The sequence below is a fragment of the Rudaea sp. 3F27F6 genome (genome assembly GCF_005503555.1).
Taxonomy (GTDB): Bacteria; Pseudomonadota; Gammaproteobacteria; order Xanthomonadales; family Rhodanobacteraceae; genus Rudaea.
In genome coordinates, this window is the sequence record NZ_SCNG01000009.1 from 98,191 (window position 1) to 116,686 (window position 18,496).

The window sequence follows — 18,496 nt, forward strand, 5'->3', positions numbered from 1 at the left end:
TAGTCTATATATAGACTATCTATTAAATCACCTATGGGGCAATGCTATGTTGCGCACGCTATTGGGAGTTGTGCTGATGATCGCCTCCACCGTCCTGCTGGCAGAAACCTCCCTCCAATCGTCGCCACTCGGAGTTACCTGGGGTGCAACGTACGGTTTCGGCAAAGCGAAAGCGCTGCCGTTCATGCCCCAAGCACGCAAGCTTGGTGCATCGTTCTCCCGCGTGACCTTGTACTGGAGTCAGCTCGAGCCGAAAGAAGGCGTCGCCCGATGGGTCGATCTCGACGCGTATATCTCGCAAATATCGTCACCCGAAGAAGCCATTCTGACACTCGCTTCGGCATCTTCGTGGGCGACGCGTACAAAGACGTGGGTCTTCCCGTCGTCTCCGGCCTTGGATGCAGCGAAATACACGGCCTTTGTTCGTAACGTGGTTCAACATGCAAAAGGGAAGGTGCGCTATTTCCAAAACGACAACGAGCCCAATAATCCTTTTTTCTGGTCGGGAACAGCCGAGGAATTTGCCGCGCAGCAACGGCTGTTCTATCGAGCCGTCAAGGAGGCCGATCCGTCGGCGACAGTGATTCTCGGTGGCTGCGATGGCCTTTTCGATCAGACGAATACCGACCCTTTTCCGGGGCAGGAGGCGGATCTCGCCTTCTGGAAGAAGGTGATTGCAATTGCCGGCGATTCGTATGATCTGTTCGATCTGCATCTGTACGGAAATCCGTATACGATTCCCGAGCGCATTGCAGTCGTACGCGACATGATGCGCGCGGTAGGCGCCGAGAAACCCATCATTGCCGCGGAATATCACGGCCCCGGTTTCTTCGAATTCAAGGCAAACCGACGTTGGTGGCGAATGCTGCTGGGCCCCGAAGCGAAACCTGACGCAGTAAGTCAGTTGCGCGCGCAGGCGGCGACGCTGCCTGTCGAGACTAGAATGTTCTTGGATGCACACGACACGGCGAATGCGGAAAGGCTCAGGACATTGCAGACCGAAGACATTGTCGTGCGCAACACAATCGCACTGTCGAGTGGCATTCAGCGCACGGCTTTCTTCGATCTCTGGCACGACTCCGCGGAGGCCAACGCGGCGAATGCAATGCTCTACGGAGCATTCAAGTTGCTCGATCACGATGCCAACGAGGCATTGACAAAAGAGCTCCCACTGGCCACCAGCTTTCTACGTTTTTCGATGGCGCTGGCTGGTCAGACGCGTATTTCTCGCATCGCGGTCTCAGCACATCCTGACGTCTATGCGTTTCGGGTTGAGCGTACTCAGCGCTCGCCGCTGCTCGTGGTCTGGCGACGGCCTGTAGACGTCGGCGGCAGTGCAGAAGTGCTCCAGGTCGACTTGCCTTGGAAGGAAAAAGCGAAGCAGGGCACTACTGCGGTAGGAGGTAAAGCGGATTTCACCAAGAAGGGCGGTACTCTCAGCGTGCTGGTTTCCGAGATGCCGATCTTCATCGACTGAGAGCAAGGCATTGATTCGTCCAAAGGTGTGCGATATTCGGATGTTTCATCTGCGCGAGGATCGCGCGCTCGCGCAAGAAGCGGGCCCTGGCATCCGCTCGGAGTTTGCTGCTCCGAATTAGCTTCAGCGCAACTTCTTGAGAAAACGCGCCGTCGTCGCGCTCAGCGCGGTAGACCACACCCATACCGCCGCGTCCGAGGCATTCGACGAGGCGGTAGTTTCCGATTCGCCACCCTGTTTGATCTGTATCTTCAGCCAGATGTGAATACAATCCGGCTTGCACCGCAATTTTTTCGATGGAAAGATCCAGCAATCCATCCCTGACCGAATCGAGTCTAAGCATCTCCAACAATCTGGCTGCGCTTATTTCGTCGCTGCCACAGGCATGCACGACGAACTTTTCCCGCTCGTCCAAAGGCAAGTTTAGGGCCTGCTCGAACAACCTGATCAGATCGTCTTCTTCCATTTCAAACTTCAACGCAAAGTTGACGTGGGCATTTTGACTGACAGGATCGATTGCAGCAGATTGTGGCCATCCACTTCAATAGCTATGGCCCGCAACGCGGTCCGCAATCCCAGATATGAAGGGATTGAGCACTGAATGTCGAAGTGCATCTAGCAGGCAAAGAGCAGACTCACGTACAGTTCCCTTCATAAAGCAGGCGTTGAAAGATAACGCTCTGTCAACGAAGATCGTCCGGCAGGTTAGCCGTTACCTATTCGTTACCGATTCATTCCCGAATCCTGGTGGCTTCGTGCCGATGGGACGCCTAGCATCGACATATCGTTCAAAGTAACGGTATTCCCAAATTCGGAGTCCTCAATGTCAGCTAGTCCGTGCAAATCCGTTTCCTTTTCCGTGTGGCTTTGCCTGACCTGCATCCTGTTTGCGAACGCCTCACACGCGGCGCGCCAGGTCGGCACCTACGTCGGCAACTACATCGGCAGCGATCAGGGCACGGCTACGATCAAGGTGAACAGCAACGGCTCCGTAACTTGTGAACTCTCAAGTACATCCCAGCAAAAGACCTTCGTTGGGAGCACGGGTGGCGTGCAGAACACGGAGCCTTTCATTTTCAATTGCCGGGGCAGTGCGGACAGTGGCTACGTTCTCGGCGTAAACGGCGGAGAATCCAGCCCTAACCTGCCCAGCGACACGATCTCGGGGAACTGGATCGTCTCCTACGGTGGCGGCGCGCCAAGCGACTCCGGTTCGTACACCGCCAAGCTCGTCAACAATTTATTCTCGGACTTGCGCGTACAGCCCAACCCGGCAGTGACGGGTCAGGTAGTCAACCTTGTCTTCCTTGCGAAGGGTTGCACTCTCTCTTCTTCAGAGGGAGCGACTGTGAAGGTCGAAGGGTCTGTCGTGAACGTAAGCACGACCTACGAGAAGACCTGTTGGGGTACTCCTCCGCCGCCCCGGGAGGTGACCGTGCCACTCGGAATTTTCGCGACGGGCGCGTATACATTGCGTTTTGTAAGCATCGAAGAAACTACCCCGAACCCGCCGATCGACATTCCATTCCAGGTGACCGACGGACTCAATCCTGCAGCGATCAGTGGCCTCTGGTATGACCCGACCTATTCTGGTTCGGGCTTCAGCATCCTCGCCTCGGGAGCCGGCCTTCTGGTCACCTACTACGGCTGGGATACGAACGGCGGGCGTCTCTGGCTGATCTCGGATACCGGCCCGAAGACGATCACACCCGGAACGACCATAACGCTGCCCATGGCGCAGGGCAACGGCGGCAGCTTCAGCCACCCGGCGCGCAATCCGACCACGTGGGGAACGTTGACCTTGAAATTCAACAGTTGCTCGACCGCAACAGCAACCTTGAACGGTACCGACGGCCAGCAGAATCAAAACCTTGTTCTGCTCGCTGGAGTAGGTAACAGCAACCTCTGCCAATAGGAATTCCGGCTTGAGCTTGGAGCCCGAGGCCCGGAGCGGAAATGCGCCGGGCTTTTTTTATGCCCGCAGGGCGTACTTGGTTGAAGCCCTCAGCCCCCCGTTCGGTGCGCCGTAAAGGCGTTCGCGGCGAGTCAAGATTGCTCGGGAGCCGCACCGTGATGCGGGGCGTCGGATCAAAGGAGCCCGTGAATGTCTCCGCGCTTATGCTGGCTCTGCGTTTAACCGCTACAAAATACACATCAAACAAGCACGGGGCTCCGATCGATCAACTTTGCATCTTTGATTCCGTTACCTTTTTCGGGTTGCCCGCTACAAAATGCACCCAAAACAAGATCACCCCTAGATCGACTCGTCGGCCTAGCTGGACCGGCCACTACGTTGTGCACCCGTGCACGCACTGCGGTACATTCCCCTCGCCGAACGCTCTAGGGGGTGTTATGACTTGGCAGGGTGAATCGAGTATTGGTGAGGGTGGCCTAGCTTCTGGGAGCAGATGCGCCAGCAGAAGTCCCAGGCTGTGTTCGATGCGTAGCAGTTAGAGCTGCGTACGGACCTGTTTAAGGATAGCGGCCCACCTGTATCCAGGGCGTGCTGTATCTCGATGATGGTGTCTCGCCAGTCGAAGACTGGGCCGGCCGGACTTTGTAGCCGTTTGCGGTGTGGATGACGCCGTCATCGTCGACGGTCCACTCGTCGAACGGCCAAGGTAGTTCGGTGTAGCGCATGGAGACCCCTATGTTTGCGTAAACGTTGCTTACACAGCCACGGCAGGGTTTTCTAGACTGGCGTCGTAGTAAATAGTTGCAAGTACTCGTGTCGGTAACCTATGACCCTGTCGTTGAATTCAACTCTTTGAATTTTCGAATAATCCTATGGAATTCATTCGCCAAAGCCATAAGATTGCGGCAACGTATGCGTACAAAAGAAAGTTTGCGACAGAGTTAGCGCGCAGACGAGAGATCGATTGGAAGCTATGACTGCAGTTGTAGAAGGGTAGCTGTCCAGGCGGACGAGCCTTGCGGGCGAAAGTCCAAGCTGTTTCAGGATAGGTCTGTGGTAGAACTGTGTAGGACAGCCCGTACGCTCAAGCGGGTCACCATGACGAGCCACGGCAAGTGGCTAGTCTACGAGGCCAAGCGAGATGAGTTCATGTGTTTCTGGGGCACATCAACAAGCGACCTCAACGCCCCCGGTGTCTTTGGCGCACCGCTCTACTGTTGGTCCGCTTAGGTCAGGCACACCTAACTATGCGGTCAAGCGGACCGCCGCGACAGGCTGCGGTATCCTGACACTCCCGGCGGCAGCGGCCGCTTAGCTCAAGCGTTAGGCCGTAAACCAGCATCATCTCGTGACAACACTTTCAAAAATCTATCCGTCGTACACTGTTTGGCTGAAATTCTCGGCTAAGACGCTTACCTTTCTCTTTACATTTTTGCTCGCCAGTGTATTCGTTGTTGATCTCATTAAGGGCGGCTCGCTCCCGAACGCATACACTGTTGCAATTCTTGTGGCTGCCTTGCTACTAGTAACTGCTGCTCTCGCACTCCTGCTCTATGGCGTTTTTCGCGCATCAGCCTGGTCAATGTCTCGTGAGGGTCTGAGAGGCAGGAGCTTCTGGGGACGCAGGACAGAAATTCCTTGGTCGAAAGTCAGCAAGGTTTCTCCTTTTTCCATGCACGGCATTCCTGGTTTCGTTGCTGGCTCCGACTCAAAGCGTGAGGTCTATGCTTGTGTGCTTGGCCTCGACCTCAATGAGGTTCACTCCCGTCTCATCCTCTATGCAGGTGCACAACACCCGCTTACCAAACTGTTTGAGCGCGCGGCCTAACTATTCGCTCAAGCGGACTGCCGATGTCGGCCTGCGCTAAGATCGTAACGTCCGCGGCAGCAGCCGCTTAGCTCAGGCGTTATGGCGCTCGCCGCCGAGAGCTGTCGGGTCATCTGAACATAACGGCCGCTTCGCGGCGCACAATTGACAGGTCCGACTGTCTCAAAGTGGCCGGAATCAGCCGCCCGGAATTGGCAGAAAGCGGACTATGCCCGCACATAATGTCTGCCCCCCGACTGGGGGGGCCAGTAGAAGAACAGGCCGGAATGGTTTCCGTCCAGGAACCCTGTTCTTGCCCGGGTTTGCAACATTATCCGACACAAAGCCATGCGTAACTGATAGTCAGTGCTTAATCCATTGCGCTGCCGCATCTCTTGCGAAGTTGCGATAGGAACGCGGTGCATGACCGAGAAGGCGGGTGAGTCGTCCGACGTCATCGGCTGTTGCACTAGCACCGTCGGCTTGATAGCGATCGAGCATCAAGCGGAGATCCAAGGCATGCCACGCCGGCACCATGGTCTTCATGCGTTTCTCAAGAGCAGTAGTGTCATTGCCGCCGTAACGAATTTGTCGGCCGAGTGCGTCGCTCCAGATACCAGCGACATCGTCACCCGTCAGTACATCGGGTCCCACCAAAGCATACGTTTCGCGAGGAAGCGATTTCGCTGCGCGTTCTCGACGCAATAATTCCAATGCGGCCGCCTCGGCGATATCGCGAATGTCCACCATGGAGATGCCCTTGCCGCCGACGGGCATACCGTAGACGCCAACGCTCAGCAACGGATCCTTCTGGCGCAAGTCATTCTGGATGAAGTAGGCAGGACGCAGCGCAGTGGCCGGCAGGTCGAGAGCCTCGATCATGCGCTCCACGGTATTTTTGCTGGCAAAGTGTGGCACGTCGGCATAGACGTCGCCTTTGTAGACAGAGAGGTAGACGATACCTTTCACGCCGCTTTCACGAGCGACCGTCAGCGCCTGCATGGCCTGAGTCAGTTCGTCGGCGACGTTCGGTACGAGCAGAAAAAGGGTACTGACGTCTTTGAGTGCCGCGCGAACGGAATCGACATCGGCAAGATCTCCCGGAGCTGCGATGACGCCGGCGGGAAATTGCGCTTTGTTCGGAGAACGGGTGAGGCCGCGAACCTCAACCCCTGAACCAGCCAGCTGATTCAGAACCTGGGAACCAATCGTCCCCGTACTGCCGGTAACCAAAATGCTCATGGCGAAATTCCTTGTTTTGTGACGTCAACGATGACGTGGACAAACAGTAGGGGGTTTTACTTTTGGCGAGAAGGTGCCAATAATTTGACGCCTCGTCTCATAATCGGAACAGTCCATCATGGACCTGCAAGCCCTCACGGATTTCGCGCTGGTTGCCACGCACGGTGGTTTCGGGCGCGCCAGCCGCGCGTCGGGTCGATCGAAAGCCACGCTTTCGCGGCGCGTGTCGGAATTGGAGCAAGGCTTGGGAGTGCGGTTGATCGAACGTGGCACGCAAAGTTTGCGCCTGACGGACGAAGGCCGAGCGTTGCACGAACGAACGCATGGGCCCCTCTCGGAGATTGCGGAGGCCGAGGAAGCGGTGACGCTTGGCGCATCGACCCCGCGTGGAAGGCTTCGAGTGAGTGCACCGCTCGTGCTCGCGCATGTCGCATTGGGTCGAGTGAGTGCGCGCTTTGCGTTGGCCTATCCCGATGTGCAGCTCGAAGTGGTTGCCGACGATCGACTGGTGGATCCAGTTGAGGATGGGTTCGATCTCGTCATACGTGTCAATCCATCACAGGACGATCGGCTTGTTGGTCGTCGCATCCTCGATGATCAACGTTGGGTGGTTGCGCCTCCGCACATGGTCATGCCGGGGCCATCTGCCCATCTCGAAGACATACCTTCCGTCCAAGCCGTTCTTGCATCGCGAACCGCAATCGATGTTGTCTGGCAATTTCTTACATGCAACGGAGATAAGAGGCTTATCAAGCCCGCAGCCGCTTTGCGCCTTTCGTCGTTGATGATGATTCGCGACGCCGTGCTGGCGGGGGCCGGAGCTGCGCTGCTACCGAAGCTGCTGGTTGAAGACGATGTCAGAAGCGGTCGACTTGCGCAGTGGGGAACCGATACGAATGCGCCGGTCGAAATTTGGGCTCTCAGGAACTCGCGCCGTTTGGTTGGCGCAAAGGTTCGCGCATTCCTTGACGTGATCGAGCAAGCCTTCCCTGGACGCACGTTTGTACGACCTCTGTGACACAGCGCTCGCTTCCGTCTCGTAGCGGACATCCAGATTTGACTATCTACCTACTGAAAGGTAGGATCAATTTCCCTTCTACCGGAACGATCTCATGGGTATTTCTCCTATTGGCTGGCTTCACACGTTGGGAAGTCTCCCCGCCATCCCTCTAGCGGCCTACATGCTTACCAAGCATGGACGAATCGTTCCTGAAACGGGGGCGGGGCGTGCCTACTTCTGGTTTATGTTGTTGGGCGTGCTCACGGTCTATCCGATTGCGCATCAGCCGATAAGCCCAATCATTGCGACCATTACTCTTGTGGCCCTTCTTCTGGGCTATGGCATCTCCAGATGGCCCGTCGTGAAGGGATCCGGGAAGTACATTCAGACGATTTCACTCAGCATCAGCGTGTTCCTGCTGATGGTTCCCGCCGTAAGCGAAAGTTTGCGGAGATTGCCCGTCGGCAATCCGCTCGTGACCGATATGAAGGACCCGCTTTTGCTGGGTGCGCAGGGCGGGCTATTTTTGATTCTGATAATTGGCATTCCTTTACAGATGCGTGCGCTTTACAAGCAAAGAGACGTTCAAAGCAAGGTTGCCACTTGATGACTCCATCCAAACCAGATTCGCAATTGCAGTATTCCCCGAAGGCCCAGGAGATCATTCAGCGGACGAATGAGCTGCTGGCATCGGGTGGATACAACAACTTCAGTTACGCCGACATTGCCAAGTTGGTGGGTGTAAGAAAAGCCAGTATTCACCATCACTTCCCCAGCAAGGTCGATTTGGTGACGGCAACGGTTGCTCTCCATCGAGATGCTGTGCGGCGTGGCCTGCGCTCGCTTGATGATCTAATCGACGATCCCTTGGAGCGTCTTGTTGCTTACTGCCGTTTTTGGGCTGAGTGTATTGAGGGATCCAATCCTCCAATTTGCATTTGTGCTCTGTTGGCGGCAGAGCTGCCGGCTATCCCCACTGAAGTCGCGGATGAGGTTAAAGGGCACTTCAAAGACCTCCACTCATGGATTGCTGCAACCATGGAGGAGGGGAAATCAAAGGGCAGAATGCAACTGGCGGATACCCCGGCAGCTGAGGCCGCTTTGCTCATGGCGTCAGTACACGGTGCCATGCTGGCTGCCCGAGCAGCTGGCGATGCATTGCTGTTCTGGGAAATTGCGAAGCAATCTACTACTCGTTTGAGAACGACGTAGCGACGGCGAAGCAAATCTGCTGGCTGGACAGGGTCATCCGCTCTTGGCCGTTTGCAGACACTGGGCAAGCGGGGGCAGGGCGATTAGCTATTCTTATTGCGGGTAGGTAAGGGCGCGCGCCCATCTCTTGCCCAAGGACAACAGTAGGGAGCCCGGTTGTTGGAGCAACTCGAGGCGCAAAGAAAGAAGACCCGGCAGCACCTCGCTACACTTGAGAAGGAGCTCAAAGCGGCACTAGCATCGAAGTCGTCTCAGATTCCGTCACCCTCGTGACTGGGAGCAAAAAGCCCCGACGAGCGGCAAAATTGAGGCCTAGCTACCCGCGGGACCGGGGTTCAACTACGGCAAATCAGAAGAAAGGCGGCTCCGGTGGCTAAACAATCGGTTCGATCCAGTTTGTTAGAAACCAAGGAATAGCGTGAGTAGCATCGTGCCCTTGCAGCGCCCGCATAGGCGGTCCATGCCTGCTTGGACCGTCCCCCCAAGAGATCACATTCGGATATGAGCAAGCATTTGGGCGGGTTGGAATCGCGAAAGCTCGCAGCGGACAATCGTCCTTGGTTTGTCTACCTATTGGAGTGTCGCAACGGTCAAATTTACACCGGCGTATCTCCCGACTACGAACGACGCGTCGCGGATCACCGCGCCGGCAAGGGCGCGGCATTCACTCGGATCAATCCGCCGGAACGACTATTGGCCGTCAAGGAATTTGCCGATAAGCGGGAGGCGATGCGCGCTGAAGCCCAAGTCAAACGACTACGAAGGCAGCAGAAAATCGCACTCGTGAAGGATTGGACTGGTTTGCGGGACCTCTGACGAAGCTGTCAGAACAGATGCATTTTGGTTTCCCGGACCTGACGGAATTGCTTCAGAAAACTCCTCGCGAAGTAAGTCTGTCAGTTCGGGTACAGAGGAAAATAGCTCGAAGGAAATACGTCAGTTCTGGGTGCTAGCGCCGGAAATGACACGCTTCGTTCGCAAGATCTGACGGAATTGCTTCGGAGGACTAAAATTCTGCAAAAAGTAGGAACAAAATCGTGCAAACGAACGACGACACCAGAGCGTCGCCAGAGTCCTACACAAATTTGACATAATATACATTCACGTCGAAATGGTGGTTTGCTAGACTGCTGCGTTCACTAATCCGACTCGTACGGGGAAACGATGAAGATCAAGGACGTGGACTGCCTTTGCCGGCCTGACGCTCGGTCGCCGGTCAACTCTTGCTACAGCCGCGTATACGACCAGCTGGTCGAAGGCAAATTCGAGTTCACCGGAGCATGGTCCGGCTGGAAGATTCGAGGCGACGGCAAACTCACCGGACCGGGCGGCGTCAAGTTCAGCCCGGTCCATCTAACCGTATTGTGGAAGCTGCGCCGAGATCTACTCGACGCGATGATCGCCGACGCATTTAACGGGCCGACTGTGCTCAAGCAATTGGACTGCCTGCGGAACACCGTTAACGACGCGGCGAACGACGATTGTACCGACGCCACCAGCAGCGACGCCCAAACAAGTTTCGTCGGGTTTTAACCGCGTGGAAATTTCCCTCTGCTGCGCCTGTCGCCGTTGCATCGCAAGACGATTCTCAGACTCCAATTTAACCTTCTGAGTATCCTTAGCTAACTGCTCACTAAGAGCACGCATCGCAAGATAAGACCACAACGCATAGCTAGCCGACGAGATAACGCCAGCAATAAGTATGCCGGCAACAATCTGCCAAACGAGTTTCACGCCCCCCCCGTGAAAAGCGGTCATCAGGCTGGCAATCGTAACAGGTAGGGGCGCTGAACAGCGTGCGACGAAATAGGCCACCGGACCGCACGCCACCGGATCAAGAGATAGACGGCCTGCGGCCTCTTGGGATCAGCGGCGAATGACGCCCGTACCCGGTGGAATCTGCGAAGCCGAGTATACGGCAGAGACGTTGACCGATTTGGCACCGGCAGCAGCAGCACGATTAGCCTCGGCTTGGGCGGTCAGGCTCGCTTCGCTCGACAGACCGCCCAAGGCGAGGCGCTCCAATGGGACGAGCGGACGTGAGTCGATTTCGCGCAACTTCTGATCACTCACGCGGTTCACCTGATCCAGCGGCTACGGCGTGCAAATGAGCGCCTTGTCTTTCCAACCCAAGCGTGCGCCGTAGTTGGTCAACACGACATCGAAACCGAGCGCACGAAGCTGCCGGAAACTGATACGTTCCATGACATGGTTCTGTGCCTCCCAGAACTCGACAATGCCCTCGTTTTTCATTCCTCCATCGTAGAGCGCCGACGCAGCAAGACGTGGGCGCGCTTGGTTCGCAATGTCGAAGACGTACGCAATCTCAGGCGGCATAGCGCTGGTGTCGAACTTCGCGGCCTTTGTATCGACCTTGGACTGCCCGACTACCTGTGCCCCGCCCTGCGGCTGCACCGTTGAGTGCATGAATATTCCCGAAGATCTGGCCGCTGCGGCTGGTGCGTGATCGCACCTCAGAAGGTGACCTAGTCGAGCGATACTGCCTTCGCCTATGCTGTGATCGACCAGAACAGCTACCTGTCGTATGACCGCTCTCGACCGCTATCTAGAAGCTGCCACGCGTGCCAATACACAACGCAGCTACGCGTCGGCTAAACAATCGTTTGTAACCAAGGTCGTCTGTAATGAACCTTCCTAATCGTCCGGGTTGTTACCGGTAGCCGCCGCTGACTCATCGTGACGGCGTGCGTGGCAGGTTCCCTGCCGACTTCTTGGAAATGAATGAGAATAGTTGCGACAAACTGTTAACGTACCCCATGCCCTCCGAAAAGCACCTGCGCCGCTGGCGTTTGATCCTCGGTCGCTACGCGTCGCAGCCGCTTGTGCGTGCCCCCTTTTCAGGCGACGACTGGAAGCTCGACCAAACACTGGAATACCTTTACGGTCGTGAGTACGAAGGTCGTGGCCTTGCAAGGCCGAGCGGTGGTGGCGGCTCTCTAGACCCTAGTCAGCTGCGTGCAGTCGAATGGCTGACCCGGTCTCGCAAGTTGTTTCCACGCGAAGTGTTCGAGCGGATGCAGACGCAAGCGATCGAGCGGTATCAATTGAAGGAGCTGCTGAGCGATCCGGCTGTACTGCGTTCGCTCGATCCGACGCCTGGCTTGGCCAAGGCGTTGTTGGGAATGCGCGGCCGACTGTCCGGGCAGATGCGCGATGCCGTACGCGAGACCATCCAGAAAACCGTAGATGAGATCACTCGCAAGTTGCGAAACGATTTCACCAATGCGCTCATGGGCAGGCGCAATCGCATGCGACGCTCGCTGATCAAGAGTGCACAGAACTTTGATGCGCGCGCAACGATTCGAGCGAATCTGCGGCACTACGATATGGGCAGTCGGCGTTTGGTGATCGAACGTCCCCAGTTCAACGCACGTGTTAAGCGTCATCTGCCGTGGGACATCATTCTGTGCGTAGATCAAAGCGGCTCAATGAGCGACTCGGTGATCTACAGCGCAGTGATTGCGGGGATCATGAGTTCGTTGCCGGCGGTTCGCGTGAAACTGGTGGTGTTCGATACCAGCATCGTCGATCTGTCGCATCTCGCGCACGATCCCGTTGAAGTGCTGCTCACGGTGCAACTCGGTGGCGGCACCGACATTGGCAGCGCGGTGCGCTATTGTGAAAAGCTCGTCGGCAACCCGCAACGTACGGTGTTGGCTTTGATCAGCGATTTCGAGGAAGGCGCGGCGCCGGCAGCGTTGCTGGCAGCAGTAAAGCGATTAGCGGAAGCGCGCGTCACATTGCTAGGCCTGGCCGCGCTCGATGAGGCGACGCAGCCTGTCTACGATCGGCGCATAGCACAGTGCTTGGCGGACAGGGGCATGCATGTTGCTGCGCTGACGCCCACGCACTTCGCGCAGTGGCTAGCGGAAGTGATGAATTGATGGCCTGGTACGACGTTTATCGTGCTTACGACGACGATACGCTTACCGCGTTGGCCAACCCAGGGCTGTTGCGACGCGCGGCCAAAGATGTCGAGGCAGAAAAAATCCGCTGGATCGAACAAGGCGTCGATTGCGGCAGGATCTTCGCGGATGGCCAGCAAGTCGAAATCGATACTCGCGGTCCGAAGCACGCACGCTGCGATTGTCCGGCACCGGACATCTGCAAGCACATTCTCAGCGCCGCGCTATGGCTTCGCGCCATGGCGCTTGTGGCGGCCACTACTCCGGAAGCGGAAGGCAACGACAAAGCGGCACTCGCAAATCACGACCCTCTGGCCGAAATTCTCGCACTGGACGCGGCGCCGTTGTTCAAGGCCGCCGGCATCGTGAACGTACGGCGCGCGGCTGCCACGCCCGCTGGCGCAGTTGAGTGGCGCGTGCAGGGAAATAATGTCGTCATCGAACTGCCGGATCTCGGTGCAACCTGCCGCTGGATTGGCGGCGCAGGATTCACCGGCATGGTGTCGGAGTTGCCTGCCGGCGAGCAAAAGGCTGTCCATCTGATAGCGCTCGTTGCCTTGCGCTCGGCATTGAGTCATCCGCTTGCTTGGCCGTCGAACGTGATGCCTCAGGCAAATTCACCGGAGCCGGCTCGGGTGGGGGATTCTGAGCGCAGTTTTCTCGCGCAGGTCGAAGCGGTGCTGCGCGAACTCATTGCTGGCGGGCTATCGCATATAGGTGAGCTGACGTCGAGCCGTTTGCTAGCGCTGAACATGTCGGCGCGAGGTGAGGGTTTGCCGCGTTTGGCTGCCCTCCTTCGTAATCTTGGCGGAACAATCGATCTGCTGGCGAAGCGCGATCACCGCGCGGATGAACACGACGCGTTGACGTTGATGGCGCGTATCCAGGCGTTATGTGAAGCGCTTTCGCATGCCGAGGGCGATCAACTGAATGCACTGCGCGGGCGACTGCGTCGCGACTTCGAGAAATTTGATTCCTCGCCAGAGCTGCTGCCGGTCGGAGCGTACTGGTGGCAGACGCGAGGTGGTGCGCGTGGCTTGACACTGGCGTTGTGGTGTCATGACGAAGCCCGTTTGCTCCAAGCCACGCTGGCACGGCCTGATGGAAGCGACAGTGCATTCACGCGCATCAGTGCGTGGAATGCACACGCGTTCTGGCCAGGAGCTGGCACCGCAGAGCATGTCAGCAGAACAGTCCTCAAACTTGAGCATCCGCGCCTGGCCGAGGACGGCCGGCTGGCTCTCGGAGGCGTTACACGCGCCCAGGTTGACCCGATGTGGGGCGTCGACGACGCGCGTTTGAAGACTGTCGGTTGCGATGACTGGCTGCAACTCACAGAGCGTCTGCGCGCCGAATCGGGTCTGATGGATGACATGCAGGACGTGGTGCTTTTGCGACCAAGTGCTACACGAGCACCCGTGCTCGACGAAGTACGGCAATGTCTCGACTGGCTTCTGCAAGATGCCCACGGCCGCTGGTTGCGCGTCGGCATTCCGGTCGATCACGCACAACGGGAGCGGCTCGAAAATCTTGAGCGCATACACGCACGCGGAGCGCCTATTCGAACGGTGCTGGTGCGTGTCGAACGCACGAACGCGAACTGCGATCTGATTCCGGTGGCGGTTCTCAGCACAGCGCAGAAGAAACTCGAGGTTTTGTCGCTCGACTTTGCTGTTGAACCAACACGAAAGACTTCTTTAGGTGGCCGCATCCTAAAACTCTTCGAGTCGAGGCAGAAGCAGACAACAGCGCCGGCGCTTGCCGAATCTACGTTGGCACGCCGTCTGTTGACGCCCATCATGGATGTTCTGGAAACGCAGGCCGCCACCGGTCGCATGCCACTGACGGAGTTGCAGCAACTATTGCTCGGCGAAGGATTGCGCAACATCCGCGCCGTCGGCCTGGATACGCTGGACGGACTTCTCGCCGCTCACATCGATCGTCCTTCTGCCGTGAGTTTGCTGCGCCTCGCCTTCGTAAGCAACCTCACCTTGGCATTTGATGGCCTGTCTCTGCAAGAATAGAAATCTGGACCAGGGGAACACTTGGATGCAATTCTTGAACAAACTCATCCGCGCGGTTGCCGGCCAGTCGACGGGTGCCGGTAGCGACGAGAAACTTGACAAAAGGCTTGTCGGCGCATTGAAGCAAGCCTTGGAATCGTTCGACAAAGTAAAGCCGAGCCTTTCCCAGAAGGCCTTGGCTTTCGTGCTCTACGGTTCGTATGAAGACGTTCTGATCGGAGTGCAGAATGCCGATCTCAACGAACTGCTAGGCCGGCCTGGACGCCTGCGATGGAACTTTCACAACCACAACGACAAGGATGCAGCGGCCATCGCGAAGAAAAGCATGGCCGCGCGTTCCGAGTTTTACGAACGCATTGATGTACAGAACCCGCCACTGGATGTGTTGGTGCGGCTGGGAAAGTTATTCGCCTCCATTGACAACGGAAAGTCGCTGGATCACCCGGGTGCACCTACGCCACCCTGGCTACAATATCTGATCAATGACGCAATATTCGCCAGTTTCAACGACCACAACGCGCCGAAAGACTTAGACAAAAAGCGGCCAGCTTGGACGATCGATCTGATCGCGAACCTGCTTGCGCATGAGGGGCTAGACGAAACAATTGCGCTACAGGAAGTGTTCGAGCGCAAGGATCTCGACGGCTACTATCACAATCGACTCGAAGCTTTGGTGCGCGCCCCGCAGGTCGGTGACTTCATGCTGGCGCATCGCGACGCCGTTGCTGCGCTGCGCACACAACTCTCGGTCTCGGGACGTATTGAGTTGACGCGCCGAATCGGCAGAGACAAGCCGCTGCTGAACGAGTTTGTCCCGTTGTTCGTGGAGCTGGCTGTCGACAGCGGCAAAACCGTGCGTACGGAAGCTGCGCTCTATTTTGAAGGCATCGTGGAACCGCAACGCTTGGAGCGGCTCGGAGCTTTGCTGAGCAGCGGCGATACCGGTCAGCGCGCTCAAGCCGCTGAAATACTTGCGCGGCAGCCTGCTGAAGCTGCCCGCAATTTGCTCGAAATAGCGCGATCTCAAGAACAGAGCAAGGCTGTGCAGGAATCGATTCGCGGTGCGCTAGCGCGCCTGGATGCCGCCGGCGACGCCGATGCAATTGAACTCCCTGCCCCCCCAACGTGGGAACCTTTCGAAGATCAACCGCTTGGCGATGAAGCGTTTCACATTCTCGTTGCCAGCCGCGCGGAATTGACGGAAAAGGCACGCGTCGCCGCCGAAGAGGAGGCGGCGCGGAACGCCAGACCTGATACCAAGTACAAGTACAACTGGGCCGCTTCGAATCTCGAAAGCCTGAAGAAGACCGGTGACGAAGACCTGAGAGTGGCATTGCGTGTGCTCAATGGACAGGCGACCCAAGCCGACCTTGAGGCACTCGGCCGTCGCAACAAATTGCTGAACATCGTGCCGCATGGACAGAAACTGCAAGCGCTGCCGGCGTTTGGCGTTCCACATCTGGCGCGTTGGATTGCAAGCACTCGACGCTGGGGAACGTTTTGGGATGACGACGGTTTTCAAAAATGGCTTGCGCGGCAAGCACCGAACTCGGTCGATCTTCGTGCACTCGCAGCAGTGTTTGAACGTTCCGACCAGCCGCTTCGCCATGTAGCGAACGCCTGCCTCATGGAGCGCTACCGCCAAGCGTCGACGCCAATTGACGTATTGGCTGCAGATCGCGTCTGGCCCTTCTTCGCCGAGCATCCGGAATTTATCGATGAAGGCCTCGGCTTGGCGCCATCGCAGGCCGACGTGGAAGGTTATCGGCGAACCGGTTTCGATATTGGTCACACGTTGCGAACACTCACTGTGTTCCCGACGGTTCCATCACGATGGTTGCCGCGCCTAATGGAAATTGCGCTCGGCGAAGGAAAAACACATCGCGCCGACGCACAGCGGGCATTGTCGTCGTTACCCGACATTGGCAAGCGTGTTGTCGACTCGCTCATGCATACCAAGAGCGAGATTCGCATCGAAGCAGCAAACTGGTTGGCCGATCTGAAGTATCGAGATGCGATTCCGGCGCTGACCAAGGCACTCGATAAGGAGAGCCGCGAGACGGTGCGTGCTGCTTTGCTGACCACGCTGGAAGCATTGGGTGACGACATCTCGTCACGCCTGACCCCGGCAGTCTTGTTGTCAGAGGCAAAGAAAGGTCTCAAAGGCAAAGCACCGATCGGCCTTGCGTGGTTTTCGCTGGACTTGCTGCCCACTTGCAAATGGATGGACGGCGAACCGGTCGACCCTGCCATCGTGCAATGGTGGGTGGTCCTCGCCTGCAAGCTCAAGGAACCTGCCGGCAACGCCCTGCTGATGCGTTATATGGGTCTGCTCGATAGCGCGAGCGTACAGAAGGTGGGCAGCCTCGTGCTCCGCCTGTTCATCGCACAGGATACGCGCCATCCTACATTGGAAGACGGTATTGCCTTCGCGCAGGCGAATGCCCCTAGCCGCTATCAGAACTACCAAACCTGGTACAAAAACGCAAAACCCGAACATCGTCAGTACTACGAGGCGAACTTCAACAAAACCCCTGAGCAGGTCTTTGAGGAATGCAAGCGCGAGAAGATGGGCGAATACCTCGGCAGTGCCATTGGGGAAAAAGGCGTTTTGGCTCTGACCGCATTCGCACCAGCACACGAAGCTGTGACGTTATTGCAGCAATTCATGCGCGACCACTATCCACGTCGCGCGCAAATCGAGGCTATGCTCGAAGGCGTGGCCGCAGGCAACGATCCGCTCGTGATCCAGCTGCTGCTCGGCCTTTCGCGGCGCTACCGCACCGCGTCCGTAAAGGACCGGGCACGTGCACTGGTGCAGGAAATCGCCGAGCGCAACGGCTGGACCCAGGAACAACTTGCCGACCGAACCATACCGACAGCCGGATTGAATGACGCCGGCAAGCTCGAGCTTCAATACGGCGAACGAGTTTTTACCGTTACGCTGGACACCGCATTGAAATCCGAACTGCGCAACCCCGAAGGCAAAGCTGTGAAAGCCCTTCCGGAAGCGCGCCAGAATGACGATGCTGCCTTGATTAAAGAAGCGAAAACGGAATTCTCGACGCACAAGAAGGAGCTCAAGCAGGTCATCGAGCTGCAAACGGCGCGACTATTCGAAGCAATGTGCACGGGCCGATTGTGGCCACAGGACGAATGGCGCGAGTATCTACATCGACACCCGATCGTCGGACGTCTCATTCAGCGACTTGTTTGGTTGGAAGTTGATATCGACGGCAAGGTTCAACGTAGCTTCCGGCCGACCGAAGACGGCAGCCTGCTCGACACGAGCGATGATGAGATCGAACTGCAACATGGAATGCTGCTGCGTTTGGGGCACGCCTCACTGGTCGACGACCGCACCGCCGCAGCGTGGACCAAACACTTCAAGGACTACAAGCTAATACCGCTATTTGCGCAAATGTCGCGAAAGATACCCGCCGTCGAGTACAAGGATTGCAATGGAGTAGATGTGACCGAGATCAGCGATCGTCTGGGCTGGATCAGCGACACATTTACGGTGCGCGGCGTACTCACCAAGCTTGGCTATCAGCGTGCGCAAGCCGAGGATGGCGGCTTCTTCAACCAGTATCTCAAGGAATTTTCCACTGCCGGGGTGCGCATTGCGATTGAGTTCTCGGGCAATTCGCTACCCGAAGAAAACGTGCCCGCAGCTTTGAAAGCTCTAAGCTTTGAAAACATCAAGGTGCGAGGTTGGTCGGACCGCGCATTCCCACTTGAACGCGTCCCACCGGTACTGCTTGCCGAGGGCTACGCCGACTATCTTGCGACAGCACAAGCTTGCGTAGGCTTCGATCCTGATTGGGAAAAGAAGATGCCATGGTAGCCGCTCCGCAGGCTCGAACCAGTGCATCAATCATATTGCCGAACAT

16 protein-coding genes are annotated in these 18,496 nt (G+C 57.1%); 11 read left to right on the plus strand and 5 right to left on the minus strand.

The window, feature by feature from the left end:
* Positions 1-76 precede the first annotated feature (76 nt).
* Complete coding sequence (locus tag FFS30_RS23345; RefSeq protein ID WP_137915619.1) at positions 77-1,477, plus strand: hypothetical protein; 1,401 nt, start codon at positions 77-79, stop codon at positions 1,475-1,477.
* On the opposite strand, the gene FFS30_RS23350 is transcribed toward FFS30_RS23345, so the two are convergent.
* Positions 1,467-1,943, minus strand: coding sequence for a protein kinase (locus tag FFS30_RS23350; RefSeq protein ID WP_137915620.1), 477 nt, complete (start codon positions 1,941-1,943; stop codon positions 1,467-1,469). The genes FFS30_RS23345 and FFS30_RS23350 overlap by 11 nt on opposite strands.
* Before the next feature lie 357 nt (positions 1,944-2,300).
* On the opposite strand from FFS30_RS23350, the gene FFS30_RS23355 reads away from it, so the two are divergent.
* The gene (locus tag FFS30_RS23355) at positions 2,301-3,392 is read left to right on the plus strand and encodes a hypothetical protein (RefSeq protein ID WP_137915621.1); all 1,092 of its coding nucleotides are present in this window, start codon (positions 2,301-2,303) and stop codon (positions 3,390-3,392) included.
* A gap of 557 nt (positions 3,393-3,949) precedes the next feature.
* On the opposite strand, the gene FFS30_RS24130 is transcribed toward FFS30_RS23355, so the two are convergent.
* On the minus strand, positions 3,950-4,117 hold the full coding sequence (locus FFS30_RS24130; protein WP_212742566.1) for a hypothetical protein: 168 nt from the start codon (positions 4,115-4,117) through the stop codon (positions 3,950-3,952).
* 623 nt (positions 4,118-4,740) lie between these two features.
* Between FFS30_RS24130 and FFS30_RS23360 the strand changes: the two genes are divergently transcribed.
* Entirely contained in the window at positions 4,741-5,220 is a 480-nt protein-coding gene (locus tag FFS30_RS23360) for a hypothetical protein (protein ID WP_137915622.1), read from the plus strand.
* A 342-nt stretch (positions 5,221-5,562) separates the two neighbouring features.
* On the opposite strand, the gene FFS30_RS23365 is transcribed toward FFS30_RS23360, so the two are convergent.
* The gene (locus FFS30_RS23365; RefSeq protein ID WP_137915623.1) at positions 5,563-6,441 is read right to left on the minus strand and encodes an NmrA/HSCARG family protein; all 879 of its coding nucleotides are present in this window, start codon (positions 6,439-6,441) and stop codon (positions 5,563-5,565) included.
* A gap of 118 nt (positions 6,442-6,559) precedes the next feature.
* Between FFS30_RS23365 and FFS30_RS23370 the strand changes: the two genes are divergently transcribed.
* The 5 genes from FFS30_RS23370 to FFS30_RS23390 all read left to right on the plus strand — a co-directional run bounded on the left by FFS30_RS23370 (position 6,560) and on the right by FFS30_RS23390 (position 10,186).
* Positions 6,560-7,459: a LysR substrate-binding domain-containing protein gene (locus FFS30_RS23370; protein WP_137915624.1), complete on the plus strand. Its 900-nt coding sequence runs from the start codon at positions 6,560-6,562 to the stop codon at positions 7,457-7,459.
* Positions 7,460-7,553: 94 nt separating this feature from the next.
* A complete protein-coding gene (locus tag FFS30_RS23375; protein WP_137915625.1) occupies positions 7,554-8,048 on the plus strand; it encodes a hypothetical protein in 495 nt (164 codons plus the stop codon).
* Complete coding sequence (locus FFS30_RS23380; protein WP_171014831.1) at positions 8,048-8,653, plus strand: TetR/AcrR family transcriptional regulator; 606 nt, start codon at positions 8,048-8,050, stop codon at positions 8,651-8,653. The genes FFS30_RS23375 and FFS30_RS23380 overlap by 1 nt, the downstream gene beginning before the upstream one ends.
* Positions 8,654-9,154: 501 nt before the next feature.
* A complete protein-coding gene (locus FFS30_RS23385; protein WP_137915626.1) occupies positions 9,155-9,469 on the plus strand; it encodes a GIY-YIG nuclease family protein in 315 nt (104 codons plus the stop codon).
* A gap of 348 nt (positions 9,470-9,817) precedes the next feature.
* Positions 9,818-10,186, plus strand: a complete 369-nt coding sequence (locus FFS30_RS23390; protein ID WP_137915627.1) for a hypothetical protein — start codon at positions 9,818-9,820, stop codon at positions 10,184-10,186.
* A gap of 333 nt (positions 10,187-10,519) precedes the next feature.
* Here FFS30_RS23390 and FFS30_RS23395 read toward each other — a convergent pair whose 3' ends face one another.
* Both FFS30_RS23395 and FFS30_RS23400 read right to left on the minus strand, forming a co-directional pair.
* Complete coding sequence (locus FFS30_RS23395) at positions 10,520-10,726, minus strand: hypothetical protein (RefSeq protein ID WP_137915628.1); 207 nt, start codon at positions 10,724-10,726, stop codon at positions 10,520-10,522.
* Between the two features lie 21 nt (positions 10,727-10,747).
* A complete protein-coding gene (locus FFS30_RS23400) occupies positions 10,748-11,080 on the minus strand; it encodes a hypothetical protein (RefSeq protein WP_137915629.1) in 333 nt (110 codons plus the stop codon).
* 350 nt (positions 11,081-11,430) lie between these two features.
* Between FFS30_RS23400 and FFS30_RS23405 the strand changes: the two genes are divergently transcribed.
* The 3 genes from FFS30_RS23405 to FFS30_RS23415 are packed head-to-tail and all read left to right on the plus strand — an operon-like array spanning position 11,431 to position 18,450.
* Positions 11,431-12,558 carry a VWA domain-containing protein gene (locus FFS30_RS23405; RefSeq protein ID WP_137915630.1) on the plus strand — a complete coding sequence of 376 codons (1,128 nt, stop codon included), beginning with the start codon at positions 11,431-11,433 and terminating at the stop codon, positions 12,556-12,558.
* Positions 12,558-14,603 (plus strand): SWIM zinc finger family protein, encoded by a 2,046-nt coding sequence (locus FFS30_RS23410; protein WP_137915631.1) that lies wholly within the window; start codon positions 12,558-12,560, stop codon positions 14,601-14,603. The genes FFS30_RS23405 and FFS30_RS23410 overlap by 1 nt, the downstream gene beginning before the upstream one ends.
* Positions 14,604-14,637: 34 nt before the next feature.
* Positions 14,638-18,450 (plus strand): DUF4132 domain-containing protein, encoded by a 3,813-nt coding sequence (locus FFS30_RS23415; protein ID WP_212742567.1) that lies wholly within the window; start codon positions 14,638-14,640, stop codon positions 18,448-18,450.
* Positions 18,451-18,496: the final 46 nt, after the last annotated feature.

What these genes read in the sequence shown, in the direction of transcription:
- FFS30_RS23400 (WP_137915629.1), bottom strand. Translation starts at nt 11,080, where the DNA reads ATGCACTCAACGGTGCAGCCGCAGGGCGGGGCACAGGTAGTCGGGCAG.
- FFS30_RS23410 (WP_137915631.1), top strand. Translation starts at nt 12,558, where the DNA reads ATGGCCTGGTACGACGTTTATCGTGCTTACGACGACGATACGCTTACC.
- FFS30_RS23375 (WP_137915625.1), top strand. Translation starts at nt 7,554, where the DNA reads ATGGGTATTTCTCCTATTGGCTGGCTTCACACGTTGGGAAGTCTCCCC.
- FFS30_RS23385 (WP_137915626.1), top strand. Translation starts at nt 9,155, where the DNA reads ATGAGCAAGCATTTGGGCGGGTTGGAATCGCGAAAGCTCGCAGCGGAC.
- FFS30_RS23405 (WP_137915630.1), top strand. Translation starts at nt 11,431, where the DNA reads ATGCCCTCCGAAAAGCACCTGCGCCGCTGGCGTTTGATCCTCGGTCGC.
- FFS30_RS23390 (WP_137915627.1), top strand. Translation starts at nt 9,818, where the DNA reads ATGAAGATCAAGGACGTGGACTGCCTTTGCCGGCCTGACGCTCGGTCG.
- FFS30_RS23380 (WP_171014831.1), top strand. Translation starts at nt 8,048, where the DNA reads ATGACTCCATCCAAACCAGATTCGCAATTGCAGTATTCCCCGAAGGCC.
- FFS30_RS23355 (WP_137915621.1), top strand. Translation starts at nt 2,301, where the DNA reads ATGTCAGCTAGTCCGTGCAAATCCGTTTCCTTTTCCGTGTGGCTTTGC.
- FFS30_RS24130 (WP_212742566.1), bottom strand. Translation starts at nt 4,117, where the DNA reads ATGCGCTACACCGAACTACCTTGGCCGTTCGACGAGTGGACCGTCGAC.
- FFS30_RS23345 (WP_137915619.1), top strand. Translation starts at nt 77, where the DNA reads ATGATCGCCTCCACCGTCCTGCTGGCAGAAACCTCCCTCCAATCGTCG.
- FFS30_RS23370 (WP_137915624.1), top strand. Translation starts at nt 6,560, where the DNA reads ATGGACCTGCAAGCCCTCACGGATTTCGCGCTGGTTGCCACGCACGGT.
- FFS30_RS23350 (WP_137915620.1), bottom strand. Translation starts at nt 1,943, where the DNA reads ATGGAAGAAGACGATCTGATCAGGTTGTTCGAGCAGGCCCTAAACTTG.
- FFS30_RS23365 (WP_137915623.1), bottom strand. Translation starts at nt 6,441, where the DNA reads ATGAGCATTTTGGTTACCGGCAGTACGGGGACGATTGGTTCCCAGGTT.